At 60.6% G+C, this 24,029-nt stretch carries 29 protein-coding genes and 1 other RNA gene; 8 read left to right on the forward strand and 22 right to left on the reverse strand.

What is annotated here, in order from left to right:
- The first annotated feature begins 10 nt into the window (after positions 1 to 10).
- Positions 11 to 706, forward strand: a complete 696-nt coding sequence (gene yihA / locus ASTEX_RS09090) for a ribosome biogenesis GTP-binding protein YihA/YsxC (protein ID WP_013479323.1) — start codon at positions 11 to 13, stop codon at positions 704 to 706.
- A gap of 48 nt (positions 707 to 754) precedes the next feature.
- Positions 755 to 1,570: a heme-dependent oxidative N-demethylase family protein gene (locus tag ASTEX_RS09095; RefSeq protein WP_013479324.1), complete on the forward strand. Its 816-nt coding sequence runs from the start codon at positions 755 to 757 to the stop codon at positions 1,568 to 1,570.
- Between the two features lie 6 nt (positions 1,571 to 1,576).
- On the opposite strand, the gene ASTEX_RS09100 is transcribed toward ASTEX_RS09095, so the two are convergent.
- The 4 genes from ASTEX_RS09100 to ASTEX_RS09115 all read right to left on the reverse strand — a co-directional run bounded on the left by ASTEX_RS09100 (position 1,577) and on the right by ASTEX_RS09115 (position 3,908).
- A complete protein-coding gene (locus tag ASTEX_RS09100) occupies positions 1,577 to 1,777 on the reverse strand; it encodes a DUF3126 family protein (RefSeq protein WP_013479325.1) in 201 nt (66 codons plus the stop codon).
- A gap of 142 nt (positions 1,778 to 1,919) precedes the next feature.
- Complete coding sequence (locus tag ASTEX_RS09105) at positions 1,920 to 2,384, reverse strand: hypothetical protein (protein ID WP_245532491.1); 465 nt, start codon at positions 2,382 to 2,384, stop codon at positions 1,920 to 1,922.
- Between the two features lie 55 nt (positions 2,385 to 2,439).
- The gene (gene cysE, locus ASTEX_RS09110) at positions 2,440 to 3,267 is read right to left on the reverse strand and encodes a serine O-acetyltransferase (protein ID WP_013479327.1); all 828 of its coding nucleotides are present in this window, start codon (positions 3,265 to 3,267) and stop codon (positions 2,440 to 2,442) included.
- Between the two features lie 17 nt (positions 3,268 to 3,284).
- Entirely contained in the window at positions 3,285 to 3,908 is a 624-nt protein-coding gene (locus tag ASTEX_RS09115) for an NUDIX domain-containing protein (protein WP_013479328.1), read from the reverse strand.
- A gap of 83 nt (positions 3,909 to 3,991) precedes the next feature.
- Here ASTEX_RS09115 and ASTEX_RS09120 point away from each other — a divergent pair, with 83 nt between their 5' ends.
- Both ASTEX_RS09120 and ASTEX_RS09125 read left to right on the forward strand, forming a co-directional pair.
- Positions 3,992 to 4,624, forward strand: a complete 633-nt coding sequence (locus ASTEX_RS09120) for a nitroreductase family protein (protein ID WP_013479329.1) — start codon at positions 3,992 to 3,994, stop codon at positions 4,622 to 4,624.
- Positions 4,624 to 4,833, forward strand: coding sequence for a hypothetical protein (locus ASTEX_RS09125; RefSeq protein ID WP_013479330.1), 210 nt, complete (start codon positions 4,624 to 4,626; stop codon positions 4,831 to 4,833). Before ASTEX_RS09120 ends, ASTEX_RS09125 begins: the two co-directional genes overlap by 1 nt.
- A gap of 89 nt (positions 4,834 to 4,922) precedes the next feature.
- Here ASTEX_RS09125 and ASTEX_RS20505 read toward each other — a convergent pair whose 3' ends face one another.
- Both ASTEX_RS20505 and queF read right to left on the reverse strand, forming a co-directional pair.
- The gene (locus ASTEX_RS20505) at positions 4,923 to 5,738 is read right to left on the reverse strand and encodes a hypothetical protein (RefSeq protein WP_041658611.1); all 816 of its coding nucleotides are present in this window, start codon (positions 5,736 to 5,738) and stop codon (positions 4,923 to 4,925) included.
- A gap of 155 nt (positions 5,739 to 5,893) precedes the next feature.
- Positions 5,894 to 6,355 carry a preQ(1) synthase gene (queF, locus tag ASTEX_RS09135; RefSeq protein WP_013479332.1) on the reverse strand — a complete coding sequence of 154 codons (462 nt, stop codon included), beginning with the start codon at positions 6,353 to 6,355 and terminating at the stop codon, positions 5,894 to 5,896.
- 77 nt (positions 6,356 to 6,432) lie between these two features.
- On the opposite strand from queF, the gene ASTEX_RS09140 reads away from it, so the two are divergent.
- Entirely contained in the window at positions 6,433 to 7,380 is a 948-nt protein-coding gene (locus ASTEX_RS09140) for an NAD(P)H-dependent flavin oxidoreductase (protein ID WP_013479333.1), read from the forward strand.
- 116 nt (positions 7,381 to 7,496) lie between these two features.
- Here the strand turns inward: ASTEX_RS09140 and murD are convergent, their stop codons facing one another.
- The 8 genes from murD to ASTEX_RS09180 form a co-directional block, all read right to left on the reverse strand.
- On the reverse strand, positions 7,497 to 8,903 hold the full coding sequence (murD, locus tag ASTEX_RS09145) for a UDP-N-acetylmuramoyl-L-alanine--D-glutamate ligase (protein WP_041659144.1): 1,407 nt from the start codon (positions 8,901 to 8,903) through the stop codon (positions 7,497 to 7,499).
- Positions 8,904 to 9,077: 174 nt separating this feature from the next.
- Positions 9,078 to 10,187: a phospho-N-acetylmuramoyl-pentapeptide-transferase gene (gene mraY, locus ASTEX_RS09150; protein ID WP_013479335.1), complete on the reverse strand. Its 1,110-nt coding sequence runs from the start codon at positions 10,185 to 10,187 to the stop codon at positions 9,078 to 9,080.
- A 9-nt stretch (positions 10,188 to 10,196) separates the two neighbouring features.
- A complete protein-coding gene (locus ASTEX_RS09155) occupies positions 10,197 to 11,585 on the reverse strand; it encodes a UDP-N-acetylmuramoyl-tripeptide--D-alanyl-D-alanine ligase (protein WP_013479336.1) in 1,389 nt (462 codons plus the stop codon).
- A 35-nt stretch (positions 11,586 to 11,620) separates the two neighbouring features.
- Positions 11,621 to 13,084 (reverse strand): UDP-N-acetylmuramoyl-L-alanyl-D-glutamate--2,6-diaminopimelate ligase, encoded by a 1,464-nt coding sequence (locus tag ASTEX_RS09160; RefSeq protein WP_013479337.1) that lies wholly within the window; start codon positions 13,082 to 13,084, stop codon positions 11,621 to 11,623.
- Between the two features lie 30 nt (positions 13,085 to 13,114).
- Positions 13,115 to 14,914 (reverse strand): peptidoglycan D,D-transpeptidase FtsI family protein, encoded by a 1,800-nt coding sequence (locus ASTEX_RS09165; protein WP_013479338.1) that lies wholly within the window; start codon positions 14,912 to 14,914, stop codon positions 13,115 to 13,117.
- Positions 14,911 to 15,369 (reverse strand): cell division protein FtsL, encoded by a 459-nt coding sequence (gene ftsL, locus ASTEX_RS09170; protein ID WP_013479339.1) that lies wholly within the window; start codon positions 15,367 to 15,369, stop codon positions 14,911 to 14,913. The genes ASTEX_RS09165 and ftsL overlap by 4 nt, the downstream gene beginning before the upstream one ends.
- The gene (rsmH, locus tag ASTEX_RS09175; protein WP_013479340.1) at positions 15,366 to 16,349 is read right to left on the reverse strand and encodes a 16S rRNA (cytosine(1402)-N(4))-methyltransferase RsmH; all 984 of its coding nucleotides are present in this window, start codon (positions 16,347 to 16,349) and stop codon (positions 15,366 to 15,368) included. Before rsmH ends, ftsL begins: the two co-directional genes overlap by 4 nt.
- The gene (locus ASTEX_RS09180; protein ID WP_013479341.1) at positions 16,346 to 16,798 is read right to left on the reverse strand and encodes a division/cell wall cluster transcriptional repressor MraZ; all 453 of its coding nucleotides are present in this window, start codon (positions 16,796 to 16,798) and stop codon (positions 16,346 to 16,348) included. The genes rsmH and ASTEX_RS09180 overlap by 4 nt, the downstream gene beginning before the upstream one ends.
- Before the next feature lie 398 nt (positions 16,799 to 17,196).
- On the opposite strand from ASTEX_RS09180, the gene ASTEX_RS09185 reads away from it, so the two are divergent.
- Positions 17,197 to 17,487 carry a putative quinol monooxygenase gene (locus ASTEX_RS09185; protein WP_013479342.1) on the forward strand — a complete coding sequence of 97 codons (291 nt, stop codon included), beginning with the start codon at positions 17,197 to 17,199 and terminating at the stop codon, positions 17,485 to 17,487.
- Positions 17,488 to 17,502: 15 nt separating this feature from the next.
- Here ASTEX_RS09185 and rnpB read toward each other — a convergent pair.
- From rnpB to ASTEX_RS09205, 6 genes are all read right to left on the reverse strand, one after another.
- Positions 17,503 to 17,879: RNase P RNA component class A (gene rnpB, locus ASTEX_RS19390), an RNA gene on the reverse strand.
- A gap of 34 nt (positions 17,880 to 17,913) precedes the next feature.
- Entirely contained in the window at positions 17,914 to 18,285 is a 372-nt protein-coding gene (locus ASTEX_RS09190) for a DUF423 domain-containing protein (RefSeq protein ID WP_013479343.1), read from the reverse strand.
- Complete coding sequence (locus ASTEX_RS20965) at positions 18,282 to 18,410, reverse strand: hypothetical protein (RefSeq protein WP_013479344.1); 129 nt, start codon at positions 18,408 to 18,410, stop codon at positions 18,282 to 18,284. The genes ASTEX_RS09190 and ASTEX_RS20965 overlap by 4 nt, the downstream gene beginning before the upstream one ends.
- A 2-nt stretch (positions 18,411 to 18,412) precedes the next feature.
- A complete protein-coding gene (locus tag ASTEX_RS09195; protein ID WP_013479345.1) occupies positions 18,413 to 19,150 on the reverse strand; it encodes a peptidoglycan recognition protein family protein in 738 nt (245 codons plus the stop codon).
- Positions 19,151 to 19,232: 82 nt separating this feature from the next.
- Positions 19,233 to 19,478 (reverse strand): hypothetical protein, encoded by a 246-nt coding sequence (locus ASTEX_RS09200; protein ID WP_013479346.1) that lies wholly within the window; start codon positions 19,476 to 19,478, stop codon positions 19,233 to 19,235.
- Positions 19,479 to 19,716: 238 nt separating this feature from the next.
- Positions 19,717 to 20,394 carry a TerB family tellurite resistance protein gene (locus ASTEX_RS09205; protein ID WP_013479347.1) on the reverse strand — a complete coding sequence of 226 codons (678 nt, stop codon included), beginning with the start codon at positions 20,392 to 20,394 and terminating at the stop codon, positions 19,717 to 19,719.
- 180 nt (positions 20,395 to 20,574) lie between these two features.
- Between ASTEX_RS09205 and ASTEX_RS19320 the strand changes: the two genes are divergently transcribed.
- The gene (locus tag ASTEX_RS19320) at positions 20,575 to 21,300 is read left to right on the forward strand and encodes a hypothetical protein (RefSeq protein ID WP_013479348.1); all 726 of its coding nucleotides are present in this window, start codon (positions 20,575 to 20,577) and stop codon (positions 21,298 to 21,300) included.
- Positions 21,301 to 21,611: 311 nt separating this feature from the next.
- The gene (locus ASTEX_RS09215) at positions 21,612 to 21,896 is read left to right on the forward strand and encodes a DUF1294 domain-containing protein (RefSeq protein ID WP_013479350.1); all 285 of its coding nucleotides are present in this window, start codon (positions 21,612 to 21,614) and stop codon (positions 21,894 to 21,896) included.
- On the opposite strand, the gene ASTEX_RS09220 is transcribed toward ASTEX_RS09215, so the two are convergent.
- Both ASTEX_RS09220 and ASTEX_RS09225 read right to left on the reverse strand, forming a co-directional pair.
- Complete coding sequence (locus ASTEX_RS09220) at positions 21,893 to 22,513, reverse strand: DUF4272 domain-containing protein (protein WP_041658613.1); 621 nt, start codon at positions 22,511 to 22,513, stop codon at positions 21,893 to 21,895. The genes ASTEX_RS09215 and ASTEX_RS09220 overlap by 4 nt on opposite strands.
- Positions 22,510 to 23,760, reverse strand: a complete 1,251-nt coding sequence (locus tag ASTEX_RS09225; RefSeq protein ID WP_013479351.1) for a M24 family metallopeptidase — start codon at positions 23,758 to 23,760, stop codon at positions 22,510 to 22,512. Before ASTEX_RS09225 ends, ASTEX_RS09220 begins: the two co-directional genes overlap by 4 nt.
- Positions 23,761 to 24,029: the final 269 nt, after the last annotated feature.

A 24,029-nucleotide genomic window follows, 5' to 3' on the forward strand; every position in this document is an offset into this window, starting at 1 on the left:
AGGCACCTACATGACCGATGAAACGCAAAATAACGCTGAGACACACGCCGCTGACACTCCTGTCGAGGCGGACTATTCCGCCGAAACGCTTGAAGCCGCCCGCGTGCTGTTTGCGCGCCCAGCGACCTTCATGATGGGCGCTGCCAAGATCGAGCAACTGCCCGCCGCCGACCTGCCCGAAGTGACCTTCGCCGGGCGCTCCAATGTCGGCAAATCGAGCCTGATCAATGCGCTGGTCGGGCAAAACCACCTGGCGCGCGCCTCCAACGAGCCGGGCCGCACGCGCGAGGTCAATTTCTTCGTGCTGGATGAGAAGCTGCGGTTGGTCGACCTGCCCGGCTATGGCTGGGCCAAAGCCTCGAAGGCCGAGGTGAAGAAGTTCCAGAATCTGGGACGCGACTATCTGCGCGGCCGCCCGAACCTCAAACGCGCCTATCTGCTGATCGACGCGCGCCACGGGCTTAAGGCCGTCGATAATGAGCCTATGGACGCGCTGGACGTCGCCGCCGTTTCCTATCAGATCGTCCTGACCAAAGCAGACAAGATCAAGCCACACGAGTTGAAAGCCGTCATCGAGAAGACGCAGGCCCAGATCAGGAAACGCCCGGCGGCGCACCCGGTGGTGCTGGCGACCTCATCGGAAAAGGGGCACGGCATCCCAGAACTGCGCGCTGAGATCATGACAACTTGCGCAGTCGCGCCGTAGCGACATTTATACCTCCACCGGCCAAGTTGGGAGGTGTAAGATAGTGACATGCACACGCCCTTTGATGGTTCACAGCCTCTGTTTCGTATCGGTCTGGCCCCGCTGAGAGACTCAGAGTGGCTGGAGCGCGATGAGCGTCTGCCCCTCTATCTGGCGGAAAAAGAACGCCTTTTGACCCAAGGCCGCGATGCCGTCTTCGGTGCGCAACCGGGCTCTGAGGCCGCGCAAGCCGAAGCCCTGCGTCTGATCGAAACCACGATGAACACCCCCGCCCCGCCGTCTGACGCGCCGCTGATCGCCGCGGCGCGGCTGGTGGCCGAAGACCTCGCAATCTTGCAAAAATCGCCCGAAGGCTTTCGTCTTACCGCAGGCTGCATTTGCTTCCCCTCCTCTTGGTCGCTGGCGGAAAAGCTGGGTAAGCCGCTGCACGAGGTGCATGGCCCCGTGCCCGATTTTCAGACGGGGACGCGCAACGCCACGATTATCGAGCGCATCTTTGACAATCTGCGAGCCGACGAGCCGGTGATCCGTTGGAACTGGTCGCTGTATGGTAGTGACACTTTGCATCATCCCCACCTGTCCCCGCCTCAGCGCTTCGGCAGCGGCGACCGCGCCGAAGCCGTCTACGTACGCGTTGAACGTCAGACCCTACGTAAGCTGCCGCAGACGGGCGCGGTCCTGTTTACCATCGGCATCCACCTGACGCCGCTGGAGACGATTGAGGCCCACCCGGAACGCGAACGCCTCACCGGAGGCCTGATCCGTCAGATCGAAGCCCTCGATGAGGCGCAACGCGAGTATAAAGGATTGAGCACCGAGCGTGAGCGGTTGCTGAGCCGCCTCAGGGGCCCCTTCACCCACTAAAGGAAATTACAGGTCTTCCTTGAGTATGGCCATTTCGAACATATACGAGCCTTCTTCGTCCTCGTCGACATAGACGACGCCGACAAAGTCTTCGCCGATATAGACTTCGGCGGAGTCCTTCTGCTTGCGTGCGCGGACCTCAAGGCCCTTGGTGCCGAAGGTCTGGGTCAGGTAGGCTTGCACCTTGGTGATTTCTGCAGGCGTCATGTTTTTTCTCTTGAATGGCTGGTCCCTGAACGATGCGATCAAAGCACGATTTCATCGGGGCCGGGATAAATTGTGTGTGTCTGTGTACCCGCGAACGCCGCCAGAGGCAAACACCAAGGCGCAAGCGTCAACATCGAAATGGCTAGGCGCGCAACCCTAGACGCTGACCCGCTGCGCTCAAAAGGGCTTTGGAATAGATTTTGTGGAAACCCAAAAGCGCATGGAACCCGAAACCCAACCATACCTTTCCATTAGGATATATGCGCTCAGGAACAATAACGCTGCCGAACCAGAGCCGTGTACCGCCGGGTAGGGCCTGGCAACTCAGCCACGAACGCGTTTTGGACAGAAAATCACACATCAGTATCTGATCGGGCTCGCGGGCCTCAACCGTCCACGCGGCAAACCGCAGGCTCTCCCGACACGCCAAAGCCCTCGCCTGCGAGTCAGTCGACGGTTTAGCCACCAGCAAGGCCAGCACCAGGCGTTCGCATTTGAACAGCGGCGTTGTGTAAAACGCCTCAATGTAATCGTTCAAAGTGACGCCAATAGGAAGATCGAGATAATAGGCATCCGTGTAAGCCCCACGCTGACGATATGCCTGCACTTGCGATCGTTCAGGGGGTTCCGCCGTAAAGACCCGACCTCTCATATTTCTGCTATCAAATTACGTAGTCGTAGATCACATCTGACAACGTCTGGTCCATGGACCTGGCCGGATCAGGGCAGGTCTGGCAATTGACCAGTCGCGCCGGAACGCCTGCCGCCGTGCAATGCGCCGGCACGGGCTTTAAGACCACCGAACCGGCAGCGATTTTGGCAAATTCACCGATCTCGATATTGCCGAGGACCTTAGCCCCGGCCCCCAGCAACACGCCGCGGCCGATCTTGGGGTGGCGATCGCCCTGTTCAGAGCCCGTGCCGCCCAACGTCACGCCGTGCAGCATCGACACCTCATCGCCCACCACCGCCGTTTCACCGATAACGATGCCGGTGCCGTGGTCCATCAGTACGCCCTTGCCGACCTTGGCCGCCGGGTGAATGTCGATTTGGAACAGCTCTGACACGCGGCTTTGTAGCAGGTGTGCCATGGTAAAGCGCCCGTCCTGCCACAGACGGTGCGCGATGCGATAGACTTGCAGGCTCAGGAAACCTTTGAAGAACATGAAGGTCTGCAGATAGCCCTTGGCCGCCGGGTCGCGCTCATAGACGGCCTGAAGATCGGCCTCTGCCGCCTCGACCAGGCCACTGTCGGCCTTAAGATAACGCTGCACCATCTCGCGCACGGTCATGCCGCGCAGGGTGTCGTCGGCCAGCTTGCGCGCCATGTGATAGGACAAGGCCGAGGCCAGATCGTCGTGCGACAGGATGGTCGAATGCAGAAGCGAGGCCAGCCCCGGCTCGGACGCCACAACGTCAGAGGCTTCCTGACGCAGAGTCAGCCAGATCGGCTTGTCCTGCGGTGTAATCACCTCAAACGGTTGCGCCATCTGCTTCACCCTTTGCCTCACAAAATCTTAGCCGACAGCGACGCATCCAGCGCCCCTGTGACAGCCATATGGTACACCCTAAGTACCGCCGCAACGGTTAAGGAGTCGCGTATCTGCCCTTTTATAACAGCTTCGAGTACGTCTTTGAAGGGAACCCGCACGATCTCAAGGTTTTCCGTCTCGTCCCATTCGGTTTCGCCCGGCGTCAGACCGGTGGCCAGGTAGATGATCCCTACCTCGTCGGACACTGAATTGCTGAGGTCAAGGCGCAGGATTTCAACAAGGGAGGCCGCCTCCAAGCCGGTTTCTTCGCGCAGTTCGCGCCGGGCGCCCTCCATAGGGTCTTCGTGATGCGGGACGCCACCTTCGGGGATTTCCCAGCTCCAGGCATCAAAGGCGTAGCGCATCTGACCCACCAGCGTGACGGTGCCGTCCTCGTGCAGTGGTACCATGCCCATTGCCCGGTTGCGGAAGCGCACCATACCATATTGCGCGACGCAGCCAGTCGGGGCGATCGGTTCGGACAACTCGACCTCGATCCACGGCGACGAATGGATGACTCGGGCATTGCGCTGCTGCCAGCGGGCGCGCTTCGCATTGCGATCTTCGGAATCCCAGGGCGGCAGGCTGGCTGTGGTCATGTCTATTCATCCGGTTGCGTCTGTCCAAGCGCCATAGCATGTCCTATATGCGTTGAATCTGATTTTTTGCGCCGGACACCGCCATGACCGAAAAAGCCGATATCCGCCACCTGGACCTCGCTCCCATCCCTTTTGGCACGCCGCTGCCCGCGAAAGTGTCGGCGCAAACACTGGAATTGTTGCTGACGCGCCGCTCTGCCCCGGCCCCTACGCTCGGACTGCCTGCCCCCTCCGAAGACGAGATGGAGGTGTTGCTGAAAATCGGCTTCCGCGTCCCCGACCACGGCAAGATCGGCCCTTGGCGCATCGTGCGCTTTACGACGGAGTCAAAGGCGCGGCTGGTCGATAATCTGCGGGCTCTGGCCGAGGCGCGCGATGACAAGGCGCAGGCAGGCGCTCTCCTAAAACTCTCGACACCTCCCGAAGCCCTGCTGGTTGTCTATTCGCCAGTCCAGCCACACAAGATCCCTCTGTGGGAGCAGATGGGCTCGGCCTTCGCCATCTGTCAGAACCTGCTGATCGCGGCGGGGGCTATGGGCTATGGCGCGAACTGGATTACCGACTGGTACGCCTATGACGCTGAGGCCAAGTCGCTTTTGGGCCTCAAGGACGGCGAAGAGGTGGCCGGCTTCATCTATCTCGGCACACCGTCCGAAGCACCGCTGGAACGCGACCGCCCGGACTATGCCGAACGGGTTAGCTTCTGGGAGGGGTGATGACACCGCCATGGGACAAACACCCGGAACTAGGCCGCGGCCGCATGGGCTGGCGCATGGGATATGGCGAAGAGTACCTGAACAGCTTTTGGCAGTGGTTTAGCCGACTGTCGAATGACGAAAAGGGTGCTTACGAGGTGCGCTTTCCCGAAGCCGAGGGCTGGAGGGGGTTTTATGAGCGAATTCGCGCCCATCCGTGGCTCAAATAGCAATTGGCGGACAGGGTCGCAGACCCTGCATCCGTTTCTGATCCGTGATGAGAGACGGGACCAGACGAACCTGACCATCGACGATGATATCAAAACGTCTCGATGTGTGATGTGCCTAGTGCCTGACGACGAGATCGGAGATACGGCTCTAGGGCCACTCGCCCCGCAATAACGGCAAGGCCTATAGCGATCAAAGGCCAGACATCTGCCATTGCGAGGAGATGTTCCGGCGCGTAGGCCATCAACGCCATCATCGTGAAGGTCAGGACGGCCGAGAAAACCGTGAAGAACAAAATATATGCCGTCGTCCACATACGCCGCTTGCGACTAAGCCCATAAAACTCGGCAAAGATCAGCGTCGGGACGACGAAATAAAGCGTTTCCATCCCCCCTACATGCACAAATGCTGATCCGGCAAAATCCAGTTCGCCCGCCTCACCAAGCAGGGGCACAACGACAGTCAGCACAACATTTAGCCAGCTGCCTGCAACCAGCGCTATCACTCCGAATACCAAGGCTACCGGTATTCTCACCCACCAGCGATTCCACATCAGCCCTTCCCCCTTGGACTTATCTACATGGGTGAAGGCAGAAGCATAGCCCGCTCTCCGCGTTGGCGCGAGAGGAGGAACAAAATCTATCCCCGCTTTTTGACGGCTGTCTATTCTCGGACGCAGGACACAACGACAAACATCCCCCGGGCTCTGACACCGGAAACCCGGCGCGGGCATCTGCGCGCCATAGCCGACCGGAAGTTGCTCGCGCTCAGCCGCGAGGAAGACCCCAAACCCGGTGAAGAGATCAAAGAGGGCATCCGTCGAGGTCTCTTGATCAGGCGTCTTTATGCCCGCTACGACGCCACCGAAGCCAAAGCAATCAAAAACGCAGGGGCCGGTATGGAGCAAGAGGGGGCGGCAACGAAAGACGCTCCCGCCCCTGCGACCCCGAAAGCCTCAGACAGGACATGGCCCGGCAATTTGAGACGCCTAATGCGAAAAACCGCAAAGACACGTCGTGACTGTCGTACACTTCCCCGCCCGCAGGGATGTGAAAAAGCGCGTCACCCTCGGCCGCGATAGGTCGCCACGCCAAAGTCAGGGATCAGTACGCCCTTGGGCGGTTCAGTCGTTTGCCAGAAGACGTCGATGGGGATGCCGCCGCGCGGATACCAGAAGCCACCGATGCGCAACCAGCGCGGGGCCAGGAGGTCACGCAGGCGCTTGGCGATATAGATGGTGCAGTCTTCGTGGAACGCCCCGTGATTGCGGAAGGCCGTAAGAAACAGTTTCAGCGATTTTGACTCGACCAGCCACTCCCCCGGTACGTAGTCGATGACCAGGTGTGCGAAATCGGGCTGTCCCGTCACGGGACACAGAGACGTGAATTCCGGAGCGGTAAAGCGCGCCACATAGTCAATATCTGCGTGCGGATTGGGCACGCGCTCCAAAACGGCGCTATCCGGGTCGGTCGGCGCGCCCAACTGCTGGCCCAGTTGCGTCAGATTATCAGTATAGTGCGCCATGAACGACCTTTCCTTTTTATCCGATTAGGATAATAATTAAGCGAATACAATAGTTTACTTAAGGGCAAGAAACGACCATGGCCATTCCGGACACCCTGAAAGCGGGCCTCAGCTTCCCCGCCATTGCCGCGCCGATGTTCCTGGTCTCGGGGCCGGAACTGGTCATTGCCACGTGCCAAAGCGGCATGATCGGCACCTTCCCCGCGCTCAATCAGCGGACCACCGAAGGCTATGCGCAATGGATCGATGAAATTCAAGGGGCGCTGACGCCTGAGGACGCCCGCTTCGGCGTCAATATGATCGTCCACCCGACCAATTCAAGACTGATGGCCGATATGATGGTCACGGTCGAAAAGAAAGTGCCGCTGGTCATCACCTCGCTAGGGGCGGTGCGCGATGTGGTCGATGCTGTGCATTCCTATGGCGGCGTGGTGTTTCACGACATCACAACTGTGCGCCACGCGCAAAAGGCGGCCGAAGCCGGGGTGGATGGGCTGATCCTTGTCTGCAATGGGGCGGGAGGTCACGCGGGCACCTACAACCCCTTCGCACTTCTGGGCGAAATCCGTCAATGGTACACAGGCACCCTCATCCTGTCGGGATGTTTGTCGCGCGGCTCGGACGTGGCTGCCGCGTTGATGATGGGGGCCGACCTCGGCTATATGGGCACACGCTTTATCGCCACGCGCGAAGCCATGGCCAGTGATGGCTACAAGACCATGCTGACGCAGTCCTCGGCCAAGGACATCGTGTACACGCCGGCCATTTCGGGGGTCCCCGCCTCCTTCCTGCTGCCGTCGCTAGAAAGCCACGGCATCACCAAGGACATGCTGAAGGACATGACCACCAAGATGGACATGGACCATGAGATGAGCGATGAGGCCAAGGCGTGGAAGACGCTGTGGTCGGCGGGGCAAGGCACGGGCAATGTGCGCGATATCCTTCCCACCTCTGAATTGGTTGCGCGGTTGAAAGCGGAATTTTCAGAGGCCACCCAAAGGTTTGCGCAGACAAACCTAGTATAGGACCGACGGTTTCCTTACGCCGGGCATACTCAAAGGCGCACGGCGACGGTCGGGTGTTGACTTTGCAGAGGGTTTTGACCCCAAGCGCTTCCCCCGATCTCAGAGGAAGGCGCTGTCTAGGCTGAGGCCAGGCTGCGCTGGATGTCAGCCACGGCCTCTTTGAACGCATCGCCGCGGGCTTCGAAGTCGGTGAACTGGTCCTGAGAGGCGCAGGCCGGTGACAACAGCACCACCTCTTCCTTGCCCGACTTTTCGGCCGCCGCAAAGGCCTGCGCCACTGCGGTGAACAGCAGACGCGACTGCGTGCAAGTGGCCGCAGTGCCGATAGTCTTTTCGAACAGCTCGGCCGCCTCCCCGATCAGATAGGCGTGCTTAACGCGAGGGAACAGGTCTTTCAGCTCCTCAATGCCGCCAGCCTTAGCGCGGCCGCCCGCGATCCAGTAAAAGCTGTCATAACTCGACATGGCCTGACGCGCCGCATCAGCATTTGTGGCCTTGGAGTCGTTGATGAAGCGTACATTTTTAATGCGCCCGATCTCTTGCATCCGGTGGTCGAGGCCAGGGAAGGACCGAATCCCCGCCACGATCACTTCAACCGTCAGGCCCAGCGCCCGGCACGCCGAATAGGCGGCACAGGCGTTTTGCCAGTTGTGGCGCCCCGTCAGGGTGCGGACGGTTTTGAGGTCGATGATCTGACGCGCGCGGTCGGTCGTGGCATCATATATGACACCGTTCAGCGCGTAGACGCCGCGCCCAAGGGTGCGCCGCGACGAAATGGGGATGAGATTGACCGAATGGTGCGCGGTCATCTCGGTCACCACGGCCTGCGACCACTCATCGTCCGTGCCGATCACCGCCGTCTCATGCGCGGTTTGGTTCAGGAAGATGCGCTTCTTGGCCTTGATATAGCCGTCCATATCGCCATGTCGGTCGAGGTGGTCAGGCGAGAAGTTCATCAGCACCGCCACGTCCGGACGGAAGGTCTGGGTCAGGTCGAGCTGATAGGAGGAGGTTTCGATGACGTAGATCGTCCCGGCATGCATTTCCGGCAGATCGAGCACGCCGATGCCGATGTTGCCGCCGATATGGGCGTCGCGCCCAGCAGCCTTGAGGATATGGCCGATCAGGGCTGTCGTCGTCGATTTACCATTGGTTCCGGTGATGGCCACGGTCTTCGGGCGCTGCTTTTCCGGCAGGGCGTTCAAGGTGCGGGCAAAGAGTTCAATATCACCGATGACCGGGACATTGGCTTCCTGCGCCGCCTTCACGGTCCAGTGCGGCTCCGGATGCGTCAGCGGCACGCCAGGCGACAGCATCAGCGCGTCGATTTCCGACCAGTCGGCGACCTTGAGGTTTTCGATTGTGAAGCCTTCCTTTGAGGCGCTCAGCATCGACTGCGGCTTGTCGTCCCACAGAAGTGGCTCGGCCCCGCCAGCCTTCAGCGCACGCGCCGCCGAGAGGCCGGACCGGCCCAGACCGAAGATGGCGACACGCTTGCCAGCGAAGCTTTTTACCGGGATCAAAGGGGTCTCTCCATAACTCTTGAAACGCACCCCACCACCACATCTCAGGGCTTCGCCCATCGTGCGGTCCCCCTCCGCGCACCTTTTGCAGGCAGGTATCGGTATAGTTTACACCTCCCCGCTGCCGAGGAAGGGGACCATTGGCAAAGTCAATGGGGGTGGGGTGGCTCCACTTTATCTCAGCTTCAATGTGGCCAGACCGACCATGGCCAAAATACCGGCCACGATCCAGAAACGGATGACGACCGTCGATTCCGCCCAGCCCTTCTTTTCGAAATGGTGGTGGATCGGCGCCATCAGGAAAACCCGCTTGCCGGTCAGCTTGAAATAGCCGATCTGGATCATCACCGAAAGGGCTTCGACCACAAACAGGCCGCCGACAATGGCCAGGACGATCTCGTGCTTGATAGCCACCGCCGTCATACCCAGGCCGCCCCCCAGAGCCAGCGAACCGGTGTCGCCCATGAATATCTTGGCGGGCGGGGCGTTGTACCAGAGGAAGCCCATGCCGCCCCCGATGACCGCCGCTAGGAACACCGCCACCTCACCCGATCCCGGTACGAAGTGGACATTGAGATAGTTGGCAAAGACGTAGTTGCCAACGGCGTAGGAAATGATGCCGAACGTCCCTGCCGCAATCATCACAGGCACGATGGCCAGTCCATCCAGCCCGTCGGTCAGGTTAACGGCGTTCGATGCCCCTACGATGACCACCGCGGCAAAGACAATGTAGAAAAAGCCGAGATTGAACAGCACGTTCTTGAAGATCGGCACCGCCAGAGAGGTCGAAAGCCCGGACGAAGTCGGCGACTGGGGCCCGAAATAGACCAGAAGTGCCGCCGCAATCCCCGCTACGATGAATTGCGCAATCAGCTTCTGCGACCCCGACAGACCTGCCGAGGTCTGCTTGGTCACCTTGGCGTAGTCGTCCATAAAGCCCAGCAGACCATAGATCATGGTCACGCCAAGCACGACCCACACGGTGACGCTGCGCAGATCGGCCCATAAAAGCGTCGCCACCAGAATCCCGGCCAGAATCATCAGGCCGCCCATGGTCGGCGTGCCCTTCTTGGTCAGAAGGTGCGATTGCGGGCCGTCTTCGCGGATCGGCTGCCCCTTGCCCTGCTTGGCGCGCATCCAGCGGATAAAGCGCGAGCCCAGACCTACCGCCACCAGATATGAGGTGATGATGGCCAGACCAACGCGCACGGTCTGATATTTCAGTAGGTTGAGCAGCGGCCAGTGGTCGAGCGCCGCGAAATGCTCGTACAGAAAATAAAACATACAGTGTCCCTAAATCAGAAGGCTCTTGGCAATAAGGCCCGCCTTCGATCCGTTGGAGCCCTTTATCATAACAATGTCGTTCGGACGCAAGGCTGTTTTCAGTGGTTCCAGCAGTTCCGCAGCCGTGGCCGCGTAGGCCCCGCGGAGCGCCTCAGGCAAGACGTCCCAGAGGGCACGCATCAGGGGCCCGGCGACAAAGACTTGATCGACACCCGCCGCCGTCAGGGCCGGGGCAAGAGCCGCGTGACGTTTTAACTCATCGGGGCCCAGTTCCAGCATGTCGGTCATCACCGCGATACGCCGCCCGCCGGTCACCAACCGACGCGCGGCCAGGGCGTTAAGCGTCGCGACCATCGAGATCGGGTTGGCGTTATAGCTTTCGTCGATGAGCGTCACATGACCGCCCGCCACCGCGATCTGGTGCTCGGCCCCACGGCCATCCAGCGCCTCAAAGGCCGACAGGGCAGCGAGCGTCGTCGCCGTATCGACCTTCAGCGCCTCGCACATCAGCAGCACCGAGAGGGCGTTGAGCGCCTGATGCTTGCCCGTGTGGGCCAGCGTAAAGGCGATATCGCGCCCGTGCAGAGTGGCGCAGACCTGAGCGCGGCCATCGACCACCTCATGGCTGATAAGGCACGCATCTGCGCCCTCCGCCTCGCCAAAGCACTGCACTTTGGCGCCCATTTCGCTGGCCCGTTCGTTCAGTTCAGCAAACCAGTGGTTGTCCGCATTCAGAATCGCCAGCCCGCCGTATTTGAGGCCGTCGAAAATCTCGGCCTTGGCCTTCATCACCCCTTCTTCGCCATCGGGGAAGTTTTCGGTATGCACGGCACCCACTGTGGTGATGATCACTGCGTCGGGTTCGACCAGCTCGGACAGGGGCGTGATCTCATTGGCATGGTTCATGCCAATTTCGAACACGGCGCGTTCGGTATCCGCCGGCATGCGCGCCAGGGTCAGCGGCACGCCGATGTGGTTATTGAAGCTTTTGACCGCGGAATGGGCGCGTCCGGCGCGGCTCAGCGCCGCCATTACCATCTGCGTCACCGAGGTCTTACCGACGCTTCCGGTCACAGCACCTCTCATGGCCGGAGCGCGGTCGCGGGCGTAGGCCCCAAGCTTCTCCAGCGCCTTAAGCACGTCCGGCACCATCAGACAGGGCCCGCCGTCGACTGGCTTGCGCGTGAGGGCGCACACCGCACCCTGCGCAAAGGCCTGCCCCACGAAGTCGTGCCCATCGCGCACGCCGGACAAGGCCAGAAAGATATCGCCCGGCTGCACCTGACGGCTGTCAAAGGTAATGCCGGTGGCGTGAAGAGCGCTGGCATCGCCGCTCAGACCCGCGAAGGTGCCGCCTGTGGCCTTGAGCAGTTCGGTTCCGGTCCAGAGAGGTGTCATTTTTACTCCTCCCCCTCCCTTGAGGGAGAGGGGGTTTATGCGTTCAAGGCTTCGAGCACTACACCGGCGTCGTCGAAAGGCAAGACCTTTCCGGCAACGATTTGTCCCTGTTCGTGCCCCTTTCCTGCCACGACCAGCACATCGCCGGTTTTCAGGCTGGCCACGGCTTCGAAAATGGCCTGACGACGGTCCCCGATCTCAAGCACATTGGAGGACTGGGTTCCGGCCAGGCCAGCCATGATCTCGGCGCGGATGGACGCCGGTTCCTCGGAGCGCGGATTGTCGTCGGTGACGATGACGCGGTCGGCGAGACGCTCGGCAATCGCACCCATCTGGGGACGCTTGCCGCGATCGCGGTCTCCGCCGCAACCGAAGACGCAGACCAGACGGCCCTGTGTATGCGGGCGCAGAGCCTTCAGCACCGTCTCCAAACCGTCCGGAGTATGGGCGTAATCGACATAGATTTCCGCGCCATTACCGGTCGAACCGACACGCTCGAGGCGCCCGCGCGCCCCGGTCAGGTGCGTCAGGGCCTCCAGTACTGGCTCGGCCTTCTGACCAGCGGCAAGACACAGGCCAGCCGCCACTAGCGCGTTCGACGCCTGAAACAGGCCAGCCAGTTTCAGCTTAACCTCAAACTTGCGGCCCTGATGCTCAAGGTACAGGATCTGCCCGTCCACCGTCAGGTCACGGTGGGTCAATGTCAGGTGCTGCCCGCGCTCCCCTACACTGAGCAGTGAGGCTCCAGCAGTGATGGCCGAGGCGGCAAAGGCGTTATAGGCGTCGGAATCAGCATTGAGTACCGCCACGCGGCCGCGCGGTAGAAGTTGCTCGAAAAGGCGCAGCTTGGCTGCGCGGTAGGCCTCCATCGTGGCGTGATAATCAAGATGGTCCTGTGTCAGGTTGGTGAAGCCAGCCGCCGTCAGGGTGACACCATCAAGGCGACGCTGATCAATGCCGTGCGAGGAAGCTTCAAGCGCCAGATGCGTGACGCCGTCGCGCGCCAGTGACGCCAGATGCTCAGCAATATCGGCGGCGTCCGGCGTGGTCAGGCCCGGTGGCGTGATGGCGTGCTCTGCCGCGCCGTTCTGGGTAACGATGCCCAGCGTCCCAACGCTGGCCGAATGGTAGCCCATATGGGCAAACATCTGTCGGCAAAAGGTGGCGACCGAGGTCTTGCCATTTGTGCCGGTGATGGCAACGCAAGTCTTCGGCTGTGCGCCGTAAAAGGCCTTGGCTGCCAGGGCATAGGCGCGGCGCACATCGTAGGTGGTTAGGATGTTGGATGCGGTCGCGAGCGTATCTTCGGGGGCCAGTACGGCCGCTGCGCCCTGCGACAGCGCCTGTGGGATAAACTCACGGCCGTCCCGCGCCGTCCCCGGCAGCGCACAGAACAACGTCCCCGGTCCGACCTTGCGGCTGTCGGCTGTCACGCCAGTCACGACCGGATCCACGTCCAGATCGCGCCTCAATATGTCCGACAGGCGAAGCCCGCTCATGGTTCAGTTCCCTTGTTCATACGCTTACTTTTAATGTCCTGCCGCCGCCGGGGCGGCCGCTTCCGTCACTGACGCTCCGCCCGTCTGTTCTTCCGTCATCACCTGCGCCTTAACCCACTCCGAGTCGGCGAACTTGTCATCCTTGCGCGTCACATTCAGGAAGGGCGCGATGCGGTCGATAACGCGACCGGCCACCGGCGCGGCCACCCAGCCGCCAGTGCGCAGACCGAACGTATCCTTGTTGCCCGTCGGCTCATCGACCATAATCATGACCATGTAGCGGTCATCCTCGACATTACCGTCGGTGGGGAAGACGGCGACGAAGGACGACAACAGCTTGGTGCGGTCATAGCGTCCACCAATGACCTTTTCTGCTGAGCCGGTTTTGCCGCCGACGCGCAGGCCCGGCACGTTAGCCTTTCCCCCCGTGCCTTTAAGGACGTTGACGCGCATCAGGTCCAGCATCTGACGCGAGGTATTGGCCGAAAAGACGCGCTCGCCTTTCAGGGGCTGTGACGGATCGTATTTGCGCAGCGTCAGAGGCCGCAGATAGCCGCCATTCATGGTCGCCGCGGCGGCCTGAGCATAGGACAGTGGCGAAATCGACATTCCGTGCCCGAAGGAGGACGAGGCCAGCGAATCCTTCGACCACTTTTTGGGCAGCAGCGGCGACGCCGTTTCAGCCAGCTCGATATCGGCGGCGCGAAACAGGCCAAGCGCGTTATAGAATTTGGTCATAGTGTCGATGCCGACGCTTTCGGCCATCAGGGTGGTGCCGATGTTCGACGAGACAAGGAAGACGTCTTCCAGCGTCATAATGCGGTTTTCGGCGTGGTAGTCGGAAATCTTGCGCTTGCCCAGCTGATAGGGGGTACGCGCGTCATAGGTTGTGTTGAGCGAGGCCGTCCCCGATTCCAGTCCGATGGCCACCGACAGCACCTTGAACACCGAGCCCACCTCGAACACTGAATTGGTGACGCGGTTCAGCTTATTGTTGTCCGGAAAACGGCCGGCCTGATTGGGGTCGAATTCCGGCCAGCTCGACATGGCGATGACCTCCCCCGTACGTACATTGGTAACCAGGCCGATGGCCCCCTTGGCGCTTTGGGCGATAGCTACATTTCGCACCTCGTTTTCCAGCGCCCCCTGCACCCTCAGGTCCATAGCCAGCGGGAAAGGCGTGTTGGAACGGGCGATCTGATCCTGAAAGGCGCGTTCAGCCCCGGCGAGACCTTTACCGGCCTTTTCCGTCATGCCGATGTAGAATGCCCCGGCCGTGCCGAGGGGATAGCCGCGCAGGCGCCGCGGTTCAAACCCCACACCGGGAAGGCCATAGCTGAGGATGCGCGCCTTGTCCGCTGCGCTCAGCCATGGCATGACCATCAGACGCTTGTCCCCCGACAGGGCCGAATCAAGCTGATCACGCGGCACATCTGGCAGAAGCTGGATCAGGGCGCGCTTCACCAGCGGGCGGTCAGCCGCCATGACGTCGGCCGGATCGAGGAACAGGTCGTAGTTGAAGACATCGGTGGCCAGCAGCGCGCCATTGCGGTCAACAATGTCAGCGCGCGCATCGGCGGGCAGGCTGTAGTCCACGCCGTCATGGCCACCCGACAGGGCCGCCTTTACCGCAAACCCCGACAGCACCAAATAAATGACGCCCATCGCCACCAGAATGAAGAAGATACGCATGCGCGCACTGGCCAGCCGGTCCGAGGCGACCGCATTGGCGCGTTCAAACGCGTGCTCGACTTTCCACATTCTGTCGGCCACCCACTGAAAGCCGGAGGCGGTCGAGTCAATAAACGATAGGCGGTGTCCGTATCTCATCGCGTCGCCTCCCCGATCACGGGCGTGGCCGGCACCGGTGCAGCGATGGGCGCGCTTTCCTCTTCGGTCATGGCCGGGGGCTTGGCGGTGACGGCGGTCACCGGCGGGGCCGCATGGATTTCCGGACGCGCGACCGAGCGCGAGATTTCCACCAGATTGTCGAGACCCGCCTCACGCTTGGGCGACAAAGGCTCCATCCCCAAATACTGCCGCGCCAGCGCCTCAATACGAGCCGGCTGCTCCAGATTGGCCACCTTGACCTTAAGCGCCTTGATCGCCGCCTGTTCCTCAGCAATTTGGGCGTTGAGTGCGTTGAGGCGGGCCACCTCCTGCCCTTCCTTGACCTTGGACAGACAGACCCAAAAGATCATGATCAGGGCCAGCAGAAGCCCTATGGCTTCAATCAGGCGGACACCACGGATACGACGGTCGAACAGACTCATCAGGGCTTTCATCTGACGGCTCTCCGGGAGGGGGACGCGCTAGGGGCGACATCAAAAGGCGGGTGACCAGTACGGCGGGCGGCGCGCAGCTTGGCCGAACGGGCGCGCGGATTGCCGCTTAACTCGGCCTCGGACGGAGCAATTGCTCTGGTCGAATCGAGGCGATAGGTCGGCGCGGGCCCGGTCTGGATTTGCGGTGCGTGGCGCGAGCCCGACGGCGTGCGTCCGGCGCGCTCGGCCAGGAACGACTTGACCATGCGGTCTTCGAGCGAGTGGAAGGTGACGACGGCCAGCACACCTTCGGGCTTCAAAAGGCGCTCAGACGCCTCGAGTGCGCTTTCGAGCTCACCCAGCTCGTCATTGACGGCAATGCGTAGCGCCTGAAACGTTTTGGTTGCCGGATGCACCTTGTCGCCGCGACGCCCACCGACGGCCTTTTCGACCACAGCGGCCAGATCGAGGGTGCGCTCAAACGGGGCCTCCTTGCGCCGCTTGACGATGGCGGCAGCAATAGCACGCGATCTGTGCTCCTCACCATAAAGCCAGATAATATGGGCAATGTCGGCTTCCGCCCATTCATTGACGATATCCGCCGCGCTCAGGCCATCAACGGCCATACGCATATCAAGCGGCCCGTCGCGCATGAAGGAGAAACCGCGATCGGCCTCATCGAGTTGCATTGAGGAGACACCGATATCGAGCACAATGGCATCGACCCGATCAACGCCCAGCTCCGCCAGCCCTGCGGCCATTTCCGAAAAGGGACGATTGACGAAGCGGAAGCGGTCACCAAAATCGCCACGCACCGCCTCAACAAATGGCTGAACGCGCGCGTCACGGTCAAAGGCGATGACTTCCGCCCCACGCGACAGGAAGGCACGCGTGTAGCCGCCAGCCCCAAAGGTACCATCGACCACCAAGCGGCCCGACTCAGGTGCGACGGCGGCGATCACCTCATTCAGCAGGACGGAGATGTGCGGCGCCTCGCTCATAAGCCCAACTCCGTCAACACGCCAGATAGCTCGGCCTCCTGCGTCGCCAGATGCGCGGCGTAGGCCTCGGGGCTCCAGATCTGAAAACGGTCATAAAGGCCGACCAGCAGCACAGCGTCTTTCAGCCCGAACTGCTCGCACAGAGCATCCGGCAGGGTCATGCGTCCAGCCGAGTCGAAATTGAGCTTCGCCATATCACCGAAGATGCGCGCCTCAAGAATGCGGCGCGGCGCTGAACCGAAGGGCTGCGCATCTACAATCTTCTTGTAATGGCTGAAAAATTGCGGCCCCCCGCATTCGACACAGCCGAGCGATCTCAGGGCAAACGCGTAGAGGCCATCAAAGCCATCCATACCGTCAAAGGGCACCATCGCAGCCGCACGGAAGTCCTGCGGGACCAGCAGCCTCCGCTTCGCATCCAGTTGCTTCTCGTGCGTGGAGAGAAACACCCCTGCGCGTCCGGGCCAGTGCCCGCTCCCTCATTCCGAATAATTAATGCCCACAGCCCAACGAAAAGCCCTGCTTCGCCGACCCGAATTAGGGTTAACATGGGATGAAGTGGGACGCAATGACTCTGACTGACACTTTATGCCTTTCGACACAGAATTTATCGAACGGGGACAAGGGGATAGAACAGAAGGGGAACCTGTTAACACTTCTGCAAACAAGCTGAATAAAGCCTTGCCAAAGCCTTTACAAATCCTGAACTCAAGCGATGCACAAAGATTAACAGCCCCTGTGCATAACCCTGTGTGCAGCGACGCTTATCCACAAGGGACGCCTCCACCGCCTGCTGACAGGTTTTGTCACCCTAAAACGACAGAATGCGACGCTTAAGGAGATACACATGCACGGATTGATCGGCAGCTTTTCAGCCCACCCCGGCAAGCGCGACGAACTGATCGCGTTGATGACCGCTAGCCTCAGCGACATGCCCGGCTGCCTAAGCTATGTGGTGGCCAAGGACCCGCAAGACGCCGACAAACTGTGGATCACCGAGGTCTGGGACTGCGCCGACAGCCACAAGGCCTCCGTGCACATCCCGGCCGTGGCCGAAACAATCCGACAAGCCATGCCCCTGATCGCGGCTTTTGGTGAGCATATCGTAACGCAACCTGTGGGTGGGTGCGGGATTTAGAGGCGTCGGAGAGTAAGGATCAGATGACCTGTAAGCCGGGTTCTGTTCGGGGCTTGCGCCCTCTGGCGATCATTCATCTTGGCGACGGATTGCTCCGGCGCTCATGCAACCAACCCGAACGTGCTGGGGCGGTAATACCCTGTCGGAGAACCGACGCGCCGTTCCTATTCGGTTTTGCTTCAGGCGGGGCTTGCCGTGCCGCTTCCGTTGCCGGTCGCGCGGTGCGCTCTTACCGCACCGTTTCACCCTTACCCGGCTGACGCCGGGCGGTTTCATTTCTGTGGCGCTATCCCTAAGGTCACCCTTGGCGGGCGTTACCCGCCGCCCTATTACCGTGAAGCCCGGACTTTCCTCGAAAGAGGTTTCCCTTCCGCGATCGCCCGGTCATCTGATCCACGCGCCTTGTGCGGGAAAGTGAGGCTCAAATCAAGCTTTCTTCGCGGTGAGCTTCAAGGCCGAAGCCATAGCCACGCCGGCCCAGCCCAGCATGACCAGCACGCCGCCGGTGGGGGCCAGATTAGGAAGGAGCCCTTCCCCCCGCAAGACGCGTGAGCAGATGTCGGCGGCAAAGACCCCGCTGCCGACCATAAGCAGCAGCAGGACGTTCAGGCGCATACGCGGCCCCATAAAGCCCGAATGGACCAGACCGATGGTCGCCGCCGCATGGAACAGCAGGAACATGCCGGCCGAGGTCAGGCGAGGATCGGCATGGCTGCCCGCCGCCAAAAGCATGACGCCGATCAGGCCCCAAAGGCCCGACATCAGCAAAAAAACGTAGTCCCAGCGTTGGTAGGTCATGCCTGATCCCCGTCCTTATGTTTGTGGGTGTTTTTGCCTTTTTTCTTCGCTGCATAAACAGAGAGGAAGATGGTGAACACCCCGCAAAACACGGAAAACAGAGCTATAAAGACGGCGTTATTCATTCTCAGGCCTCCAGAAGGGTGATGTGCCGCAAAAGCGCCATCAGGCGCACCCGTGTCAGGGCATCAGCCTTACCATCGATACGCGTCTGCACCCAGTGGCGCTGAAAAGCGGTGATGATAGCTTGCGTTTCCGCGTCATAGGGCCCACCCGGCAAAATGTCATATCCCAACTTGCCAAGCGCCCCCTGAAGCGCAAACACGCCAGGCCCCGTGTCACCGATATCGAGCGGTGGTCCCATAACACCCTCCGGCGGCACTGGCGGATCGACCCACAGCCCGTGCCCCGCCTCGGCCAGAGCCTGCCAAGGAAAGCGCTCACCGGGGTCTTCCTTGCGCGCCGGGGCGACATCTGAGTGACCCAGAATGCGATGGTCCGGAATATCCCAGCGCCCACGAATGCCATCCAACAGCCCAATAGCGGCGTCGATCTGAGATTGTGGAAAGTCGCGATAGCCGAACTCATGGCCGGGATTGACCAGCTCAATGCCAATCGATACGCCGTTGATGTCGCGCGCGCCCTTCCATACCGAGACCCCGGCATGCCAGGCGCGGCGCTCCTCATCGACGAGGTGATAGACCGTGCCCTCTTCATCGACGACGTAATGAGCCGAAACCTGTGCCGCCGGATCGCACAGCCGGTCCAGCGCCGCCTTGGCTGTCTGCATACCTGTATAGTGCAGGACCACCATGTCGGGCACGGACGAGCGCGCATTGAAATTGGGCGACATCAGAGAGATCATCGGCAAATCCGCAACAAAAAACCCCGGCTTGATAGGCCGGGGTCGCAAAACCTTCAAGATTTAAAAGCGCAATAGACTTCCCCTAGTACACTTCCCATGTTGAACCGTTCTTGCGCGCATCCAACACACCGTCTTCGCGCTTGCGCTTGTCGGCATTAACCGTGACACGCACGGGCTTGCGCGTGAAAAACGCCGTCACAGCCATGAGGCCAACACCGATCAAAGCCAGCGCCGCGACGATACCGGTAAAGATGACCGCCAGCACAGCACCGGCGAGTGAGACGAGCCCGATCAGCGTCATCATGAATATGTGCTTTAGTCTGGCCATGGCGTTCCTCCGACGCACTTGCGCCCATGGATGGGGGCGCGTGAAACTTCCGAATACGGACCTCAAATCGCTCATGGCTATACTGACCTCATTACGCGCCATGCCAGATGGGGAGTATTGGCACTGCACCACAGCAGATTGGCACGATTAAGGCCCGCGTCAACCACCTGACCGAGCGTTAACTTAACTTTTTTATGACTTGTTAAGAGAGACATCGATTTCATAACCAAATGCGCCCTTATTGCAGCGCCCGCTCTCGCAGGATCTGTGTGTAGGCCTCGTTAATGCGCGCCGCCTTTTGAGTGAAAAGCCCCACATATTCAGATGGCAGGCCGCGCGCCAGAATGCGATCGGGGTGCACATCCCCTAGCGCCCTGTTGCGCGCGATGCGAATTTCATGGTCGGCCACGTCTGGGTGAATGCCCAGAATGTGATAGGGGTCGTCGGCGTCCGGCCCGGCATAGTCGGCACGAATGCGTCGATAGGTCGCGGGGCTGAGGTCGAAAAGACGCGCCACAGTTTCCAGATAGGTCTCTTCGCGGTCGGTGAGGTGCCCGTCCGACACTGCGATGTGGAACAGGCCTTCCAGCACGTCCTCAAGTATACGCGGGCATTGTGCATAGCGTTTGGCCAGCCGCCGGGCATATGATTCAAACCCCAAACTGGTCTGGCGCGCCAGATCGTACAGGCGGCGGATATTGGCATAGGCCTCGCGTTCAGGCTGAAACACGTCAAAAAAGGCCTGCTCCTCGCTCTCGTCCACCAGTCCGTCAGCCATGGCCAACTTCGCCCCAAGCGCAGTTACCGCCGTGGCGAACGCAGGATCGCGGCCCGGCTGCCCCTTTGGGCAATCGGTGCAGTCGGCGGGGTCAAAGGCGTGGGCCGCCTTGCGCGCGAGGGTCTTCCAGAAACTCATCGGTCTTATCCTGACCACTACCTTAGGCCATTATACGGCGTAAAACCCCTTAAGTTTCTGTAAGAGACTTTTTTCTGTGCGCGCAAAGGATTCCTCTCTAAAATAACGATAAAACGCGATTTCGCCCCAATTTGTCTGCATGACAAAGGGATAAGTCTGAATATGAGGATGACGGCGTCCATGAAAGCGACGATTACGGCGACAGTGTGTATGGCCCTGCTGGCCGGTGCAGCTCTGGCGCAAACCGACGATGGCCCCATCGCCACCAATGTCACCGGCATCAAGGAACAGGTCGTGCGTACCCCCGTCATCGCCGATGCGCCGGCCGACGACTTCAACCGTGTGGCGTGGTGCCACGGCATCCTGTCCGGGCATATGGACCTAGCCGAGCGTATCTCGGACATCGAGCCGCTGAGCAAGGACATGGAAAAGATCGGCGCGTCCTATCTTCGTGCCTATGAAGCGGCGCTCACCCTGTCGAAAAAGGGGGAGGCCCCGGAAGGCCGCAAGAGCGCCGAGGCCTCCCGAGAACAGGGCTTCAACGGCTGGGAAGAGGCGCGCAAGGCCCCCAAGGGTCAGGCCGCTGGCGCCTATGTCAACTGGTCCCTGCCCGGCGATTGCGAGCGCGCGACCAAGGCGCTGTCGGGACATTCCGACATCTTCAAGGAAATGCAGACCGAGGAAGAGGCGAAGATCATTGCCGAGGCGATGAAGCCCGCGACCGAGCGTCAGACGCTGGATGTCCTTACTCCGCAAAAGACCAGCGCCACCACAGCCCCGGCTGATCCCGATGCCGCCATCGGCTCATCGCGAACGACCGGCAAGTCGGGTAAGGGCCAGTCGAGCGGCAACTGGGCCAGCGGCCTGATGAACAAGCTCGGCTGGGGCAAGAATGACGAAAAATAGGTTTTTAAACCCGGATAGACACGGATAAGGCCCGCTGCGAGGCCTTTTCACGGATAGTGGCGGCAAGTCTCTCACCATCCGCGACGCCGCCGAAGGCAGCATCCATTTCGATCCATGGCTAAAAATCAGAGGCGACTGTATCTTGACAGCGACTTAGCTTTCGCAATCCTCCTCCCCCTATCATGGGGAGATGCTGGGTTTACGAGGCGAAGGGATGTTTTGGCGGATCAAAATACCCCTACGTCAGCGTCGCTTCGCTCGCGGCCCATCGCTTGCGAAAGCTATACAAAAGGAAAACCGATCCTGCCACCATGACCCTATGGATACTTTCCCTCGGCTGGCTGGCCCTGATCAATCTGGTGACGTTTCAGGTGTGGGCCGCTGACAAGCGGCGCGCCATCCGGCGCGAGCGCCGCGTACCAGAAGCGACGCTGCTGCGGCTCTGTTGGTTAGGCGGCTGGCCCGCGGCCGGACTGTCTATGCGGATGTTCCGCCACAAGAGCGTGAAGCGGGACTTTAAACGCAAATTCAACGGGATCGTCTGGTTTCACGTACTGGGGATGGTGGGCACGATCATAGCATTCCAGACGTTTTAAGTATCCGTCTGCACATCGTCCCAGTCGTCGCCCTCATAGCCGATCAGCCAGTTGAGCGCGTGATGGCGTTCGCGCACCACATCGGGCAGGACGCCTTCGGCTCCATCGCGCACTGCCCTGTGCAGGCGGTAGATCAGATCGGCCTGATCCAGTATCTCTTCGGCATCACGATGGCCGATGCGGCTCAGGTCGTCGTGCGCAAAGCCCTGCCAAAAGTCGAGCATCTCCTGCGCGTGGACGTCTTCAGACGGAAACCACAGGTCATCGATCAGGCCTATGGCCCACATCAGCGGCACCATGGCCTCCACCCGCCACGAAAAGCGGATGGCATCGGCCTCTGACACCGCATCGCCTTGCAAAAGGGCGCGCTCCTGTGGCGTCAGGTGCGGGTCGAGCTTCCAGCGCCCGACAAATGGCAGGACCGGGCCCGGCCGCCCCAGAAAGGCCGCCTGCGCCGCTGCCGTCAGGCCTAAAAGCCGATAGACGATCGCTTCGCCGGAGCGGATTGTCACATCCGCTGCCTCTTCGATTTCCGGCAGGCTGTCGCTGACCGGCAGGCCCCACGCCTTCAACATAAGGATGGAATTTTGCTTGCGGGTTTCGGCGTCAATAGTCAAATCGGGTCTTCCAGTGAGCGAGCCAGAGGCGAAAACAGCTTCGGCCCTGTGGGCGTCATATACCAGCAATCCTCAAGTCGCACGCCGAACGCGCCGGGGACGTAGATGCCCGGCTCGTTCGAAAAACACATGCCTGGCAATAGCGGCGTCGCGTCATTGCCAACCAGATAGGGCGCTTCGTGGCCATCCATGCCGATACCGTGTCCCGCGCGATGCGACAGACCCGGCAGGGTGAAGCCCGGCCCCCACCCTTCCTTGTCATAATAGTCGCGTACGGCGGCGTCGAGCTTCGCCACCGGCACGCCGACCTTTGCCGTCTCCAGTACGATATCCTGCCCTCGGCGCACCGTGTCCCACACCTTGCGCTGCCGCGCCGTCGGTTCGCCAAAGACCCAGGTGCGGGTAATGTCGGATTCGTAATCGAGCAGCGAGCAGCCGCAATCCATCAGGATTACAGAGCCTTCGCGGACGGTCTGCGGCGTCTTGGTGCCGTGCGGATAGGCGCTGGCCTCATTGAGTAAGGTCAGGGCAAATTCCGGCGACCCACCCAGCGCCCGCGTGGCGTCGTTCATCAGAGTAGCAATGTCGCGGGACGCCATATCAACCTTTATATTGGCATGGACGTGGCGCAGCGCCGCAAGCGTAATATCATTGGCGGTCTGCATGAGCGCCAGCTCCGCTGGCGACTTGATGCGGCGGCAGGCGGCGACCAAGACATCTCCCGACACCACCTCGAATGCGCCCTGTTTTTTCAGGCCGTCGATGATGAAATAGCGCGTAGTCCCTTCGACGGCTAGTGTCCCACTGGCCGTGCCGCGATCCTTCAGCGTACGGGCGATCAGGGCGTAGGGGCTTTCGTCCTCGTTCCAGGTGCGCACATCGGCGGACACTTCCAAGGTCTCGCGCGTGCGGGCCTCTTCGAAATAGGGGGTGACAATGATGGTTTGGCCCTTGGCCGGGATCAGGGCTGCGGTTACGCGCTCCGACCGCCCCCAGCGCAGGCCGGTGAAATAGGTCAGGGACGTGCCCCCTTCGATCAGCAACCCGGCGATCATTTGCCGCTGCATCTGCTCTTGCAGACGGGCGATGCGCGCCTGTCGCTCCGTCATGCTGATGGGCTTCGCGCCTGCTGCCAGATTGGGCAAGGCCTGAGTCTGGTTTACGCTATGGCTCTGAGCTTTCACGCTCGATGCCACGACAACACCTGAAGCCACGGCCCCGCTCAAAAATGCCCGTTTGGACAGCATTACCCCGCTCCTGCACTCAAAATTGGATACGACCTAACGCAGGTCTGTTGCGGCTGGAAAGATTATCTGAAACGTTCAGAACCCAATATTGGGATGTCGCTTTGTGTCGCGCTTTCAAGAACACATAAAACATTCTCATCCTGAATGGTTACAGGAAACACGCGCCCGTCACGTAATTTTATGCGAATGGCCGCGCTCAAGTGACTAAGATGAAGTGCGGCAATCTTACCACCAGTCTAATCGAAATACCTCTCTGTTATTCGATTTAG

Origin of the sequence: Asticcacaulis excentricus CB 48 (genome assembly GCF_000175215.2) — a bacterium.
Lineage (GTDB): Bacteria > Pseudomonadota > Alphaproteobacteria > Caulobacterales > Caulobacteraceae > Asticcacaulis > Asticcacaulis excentricus.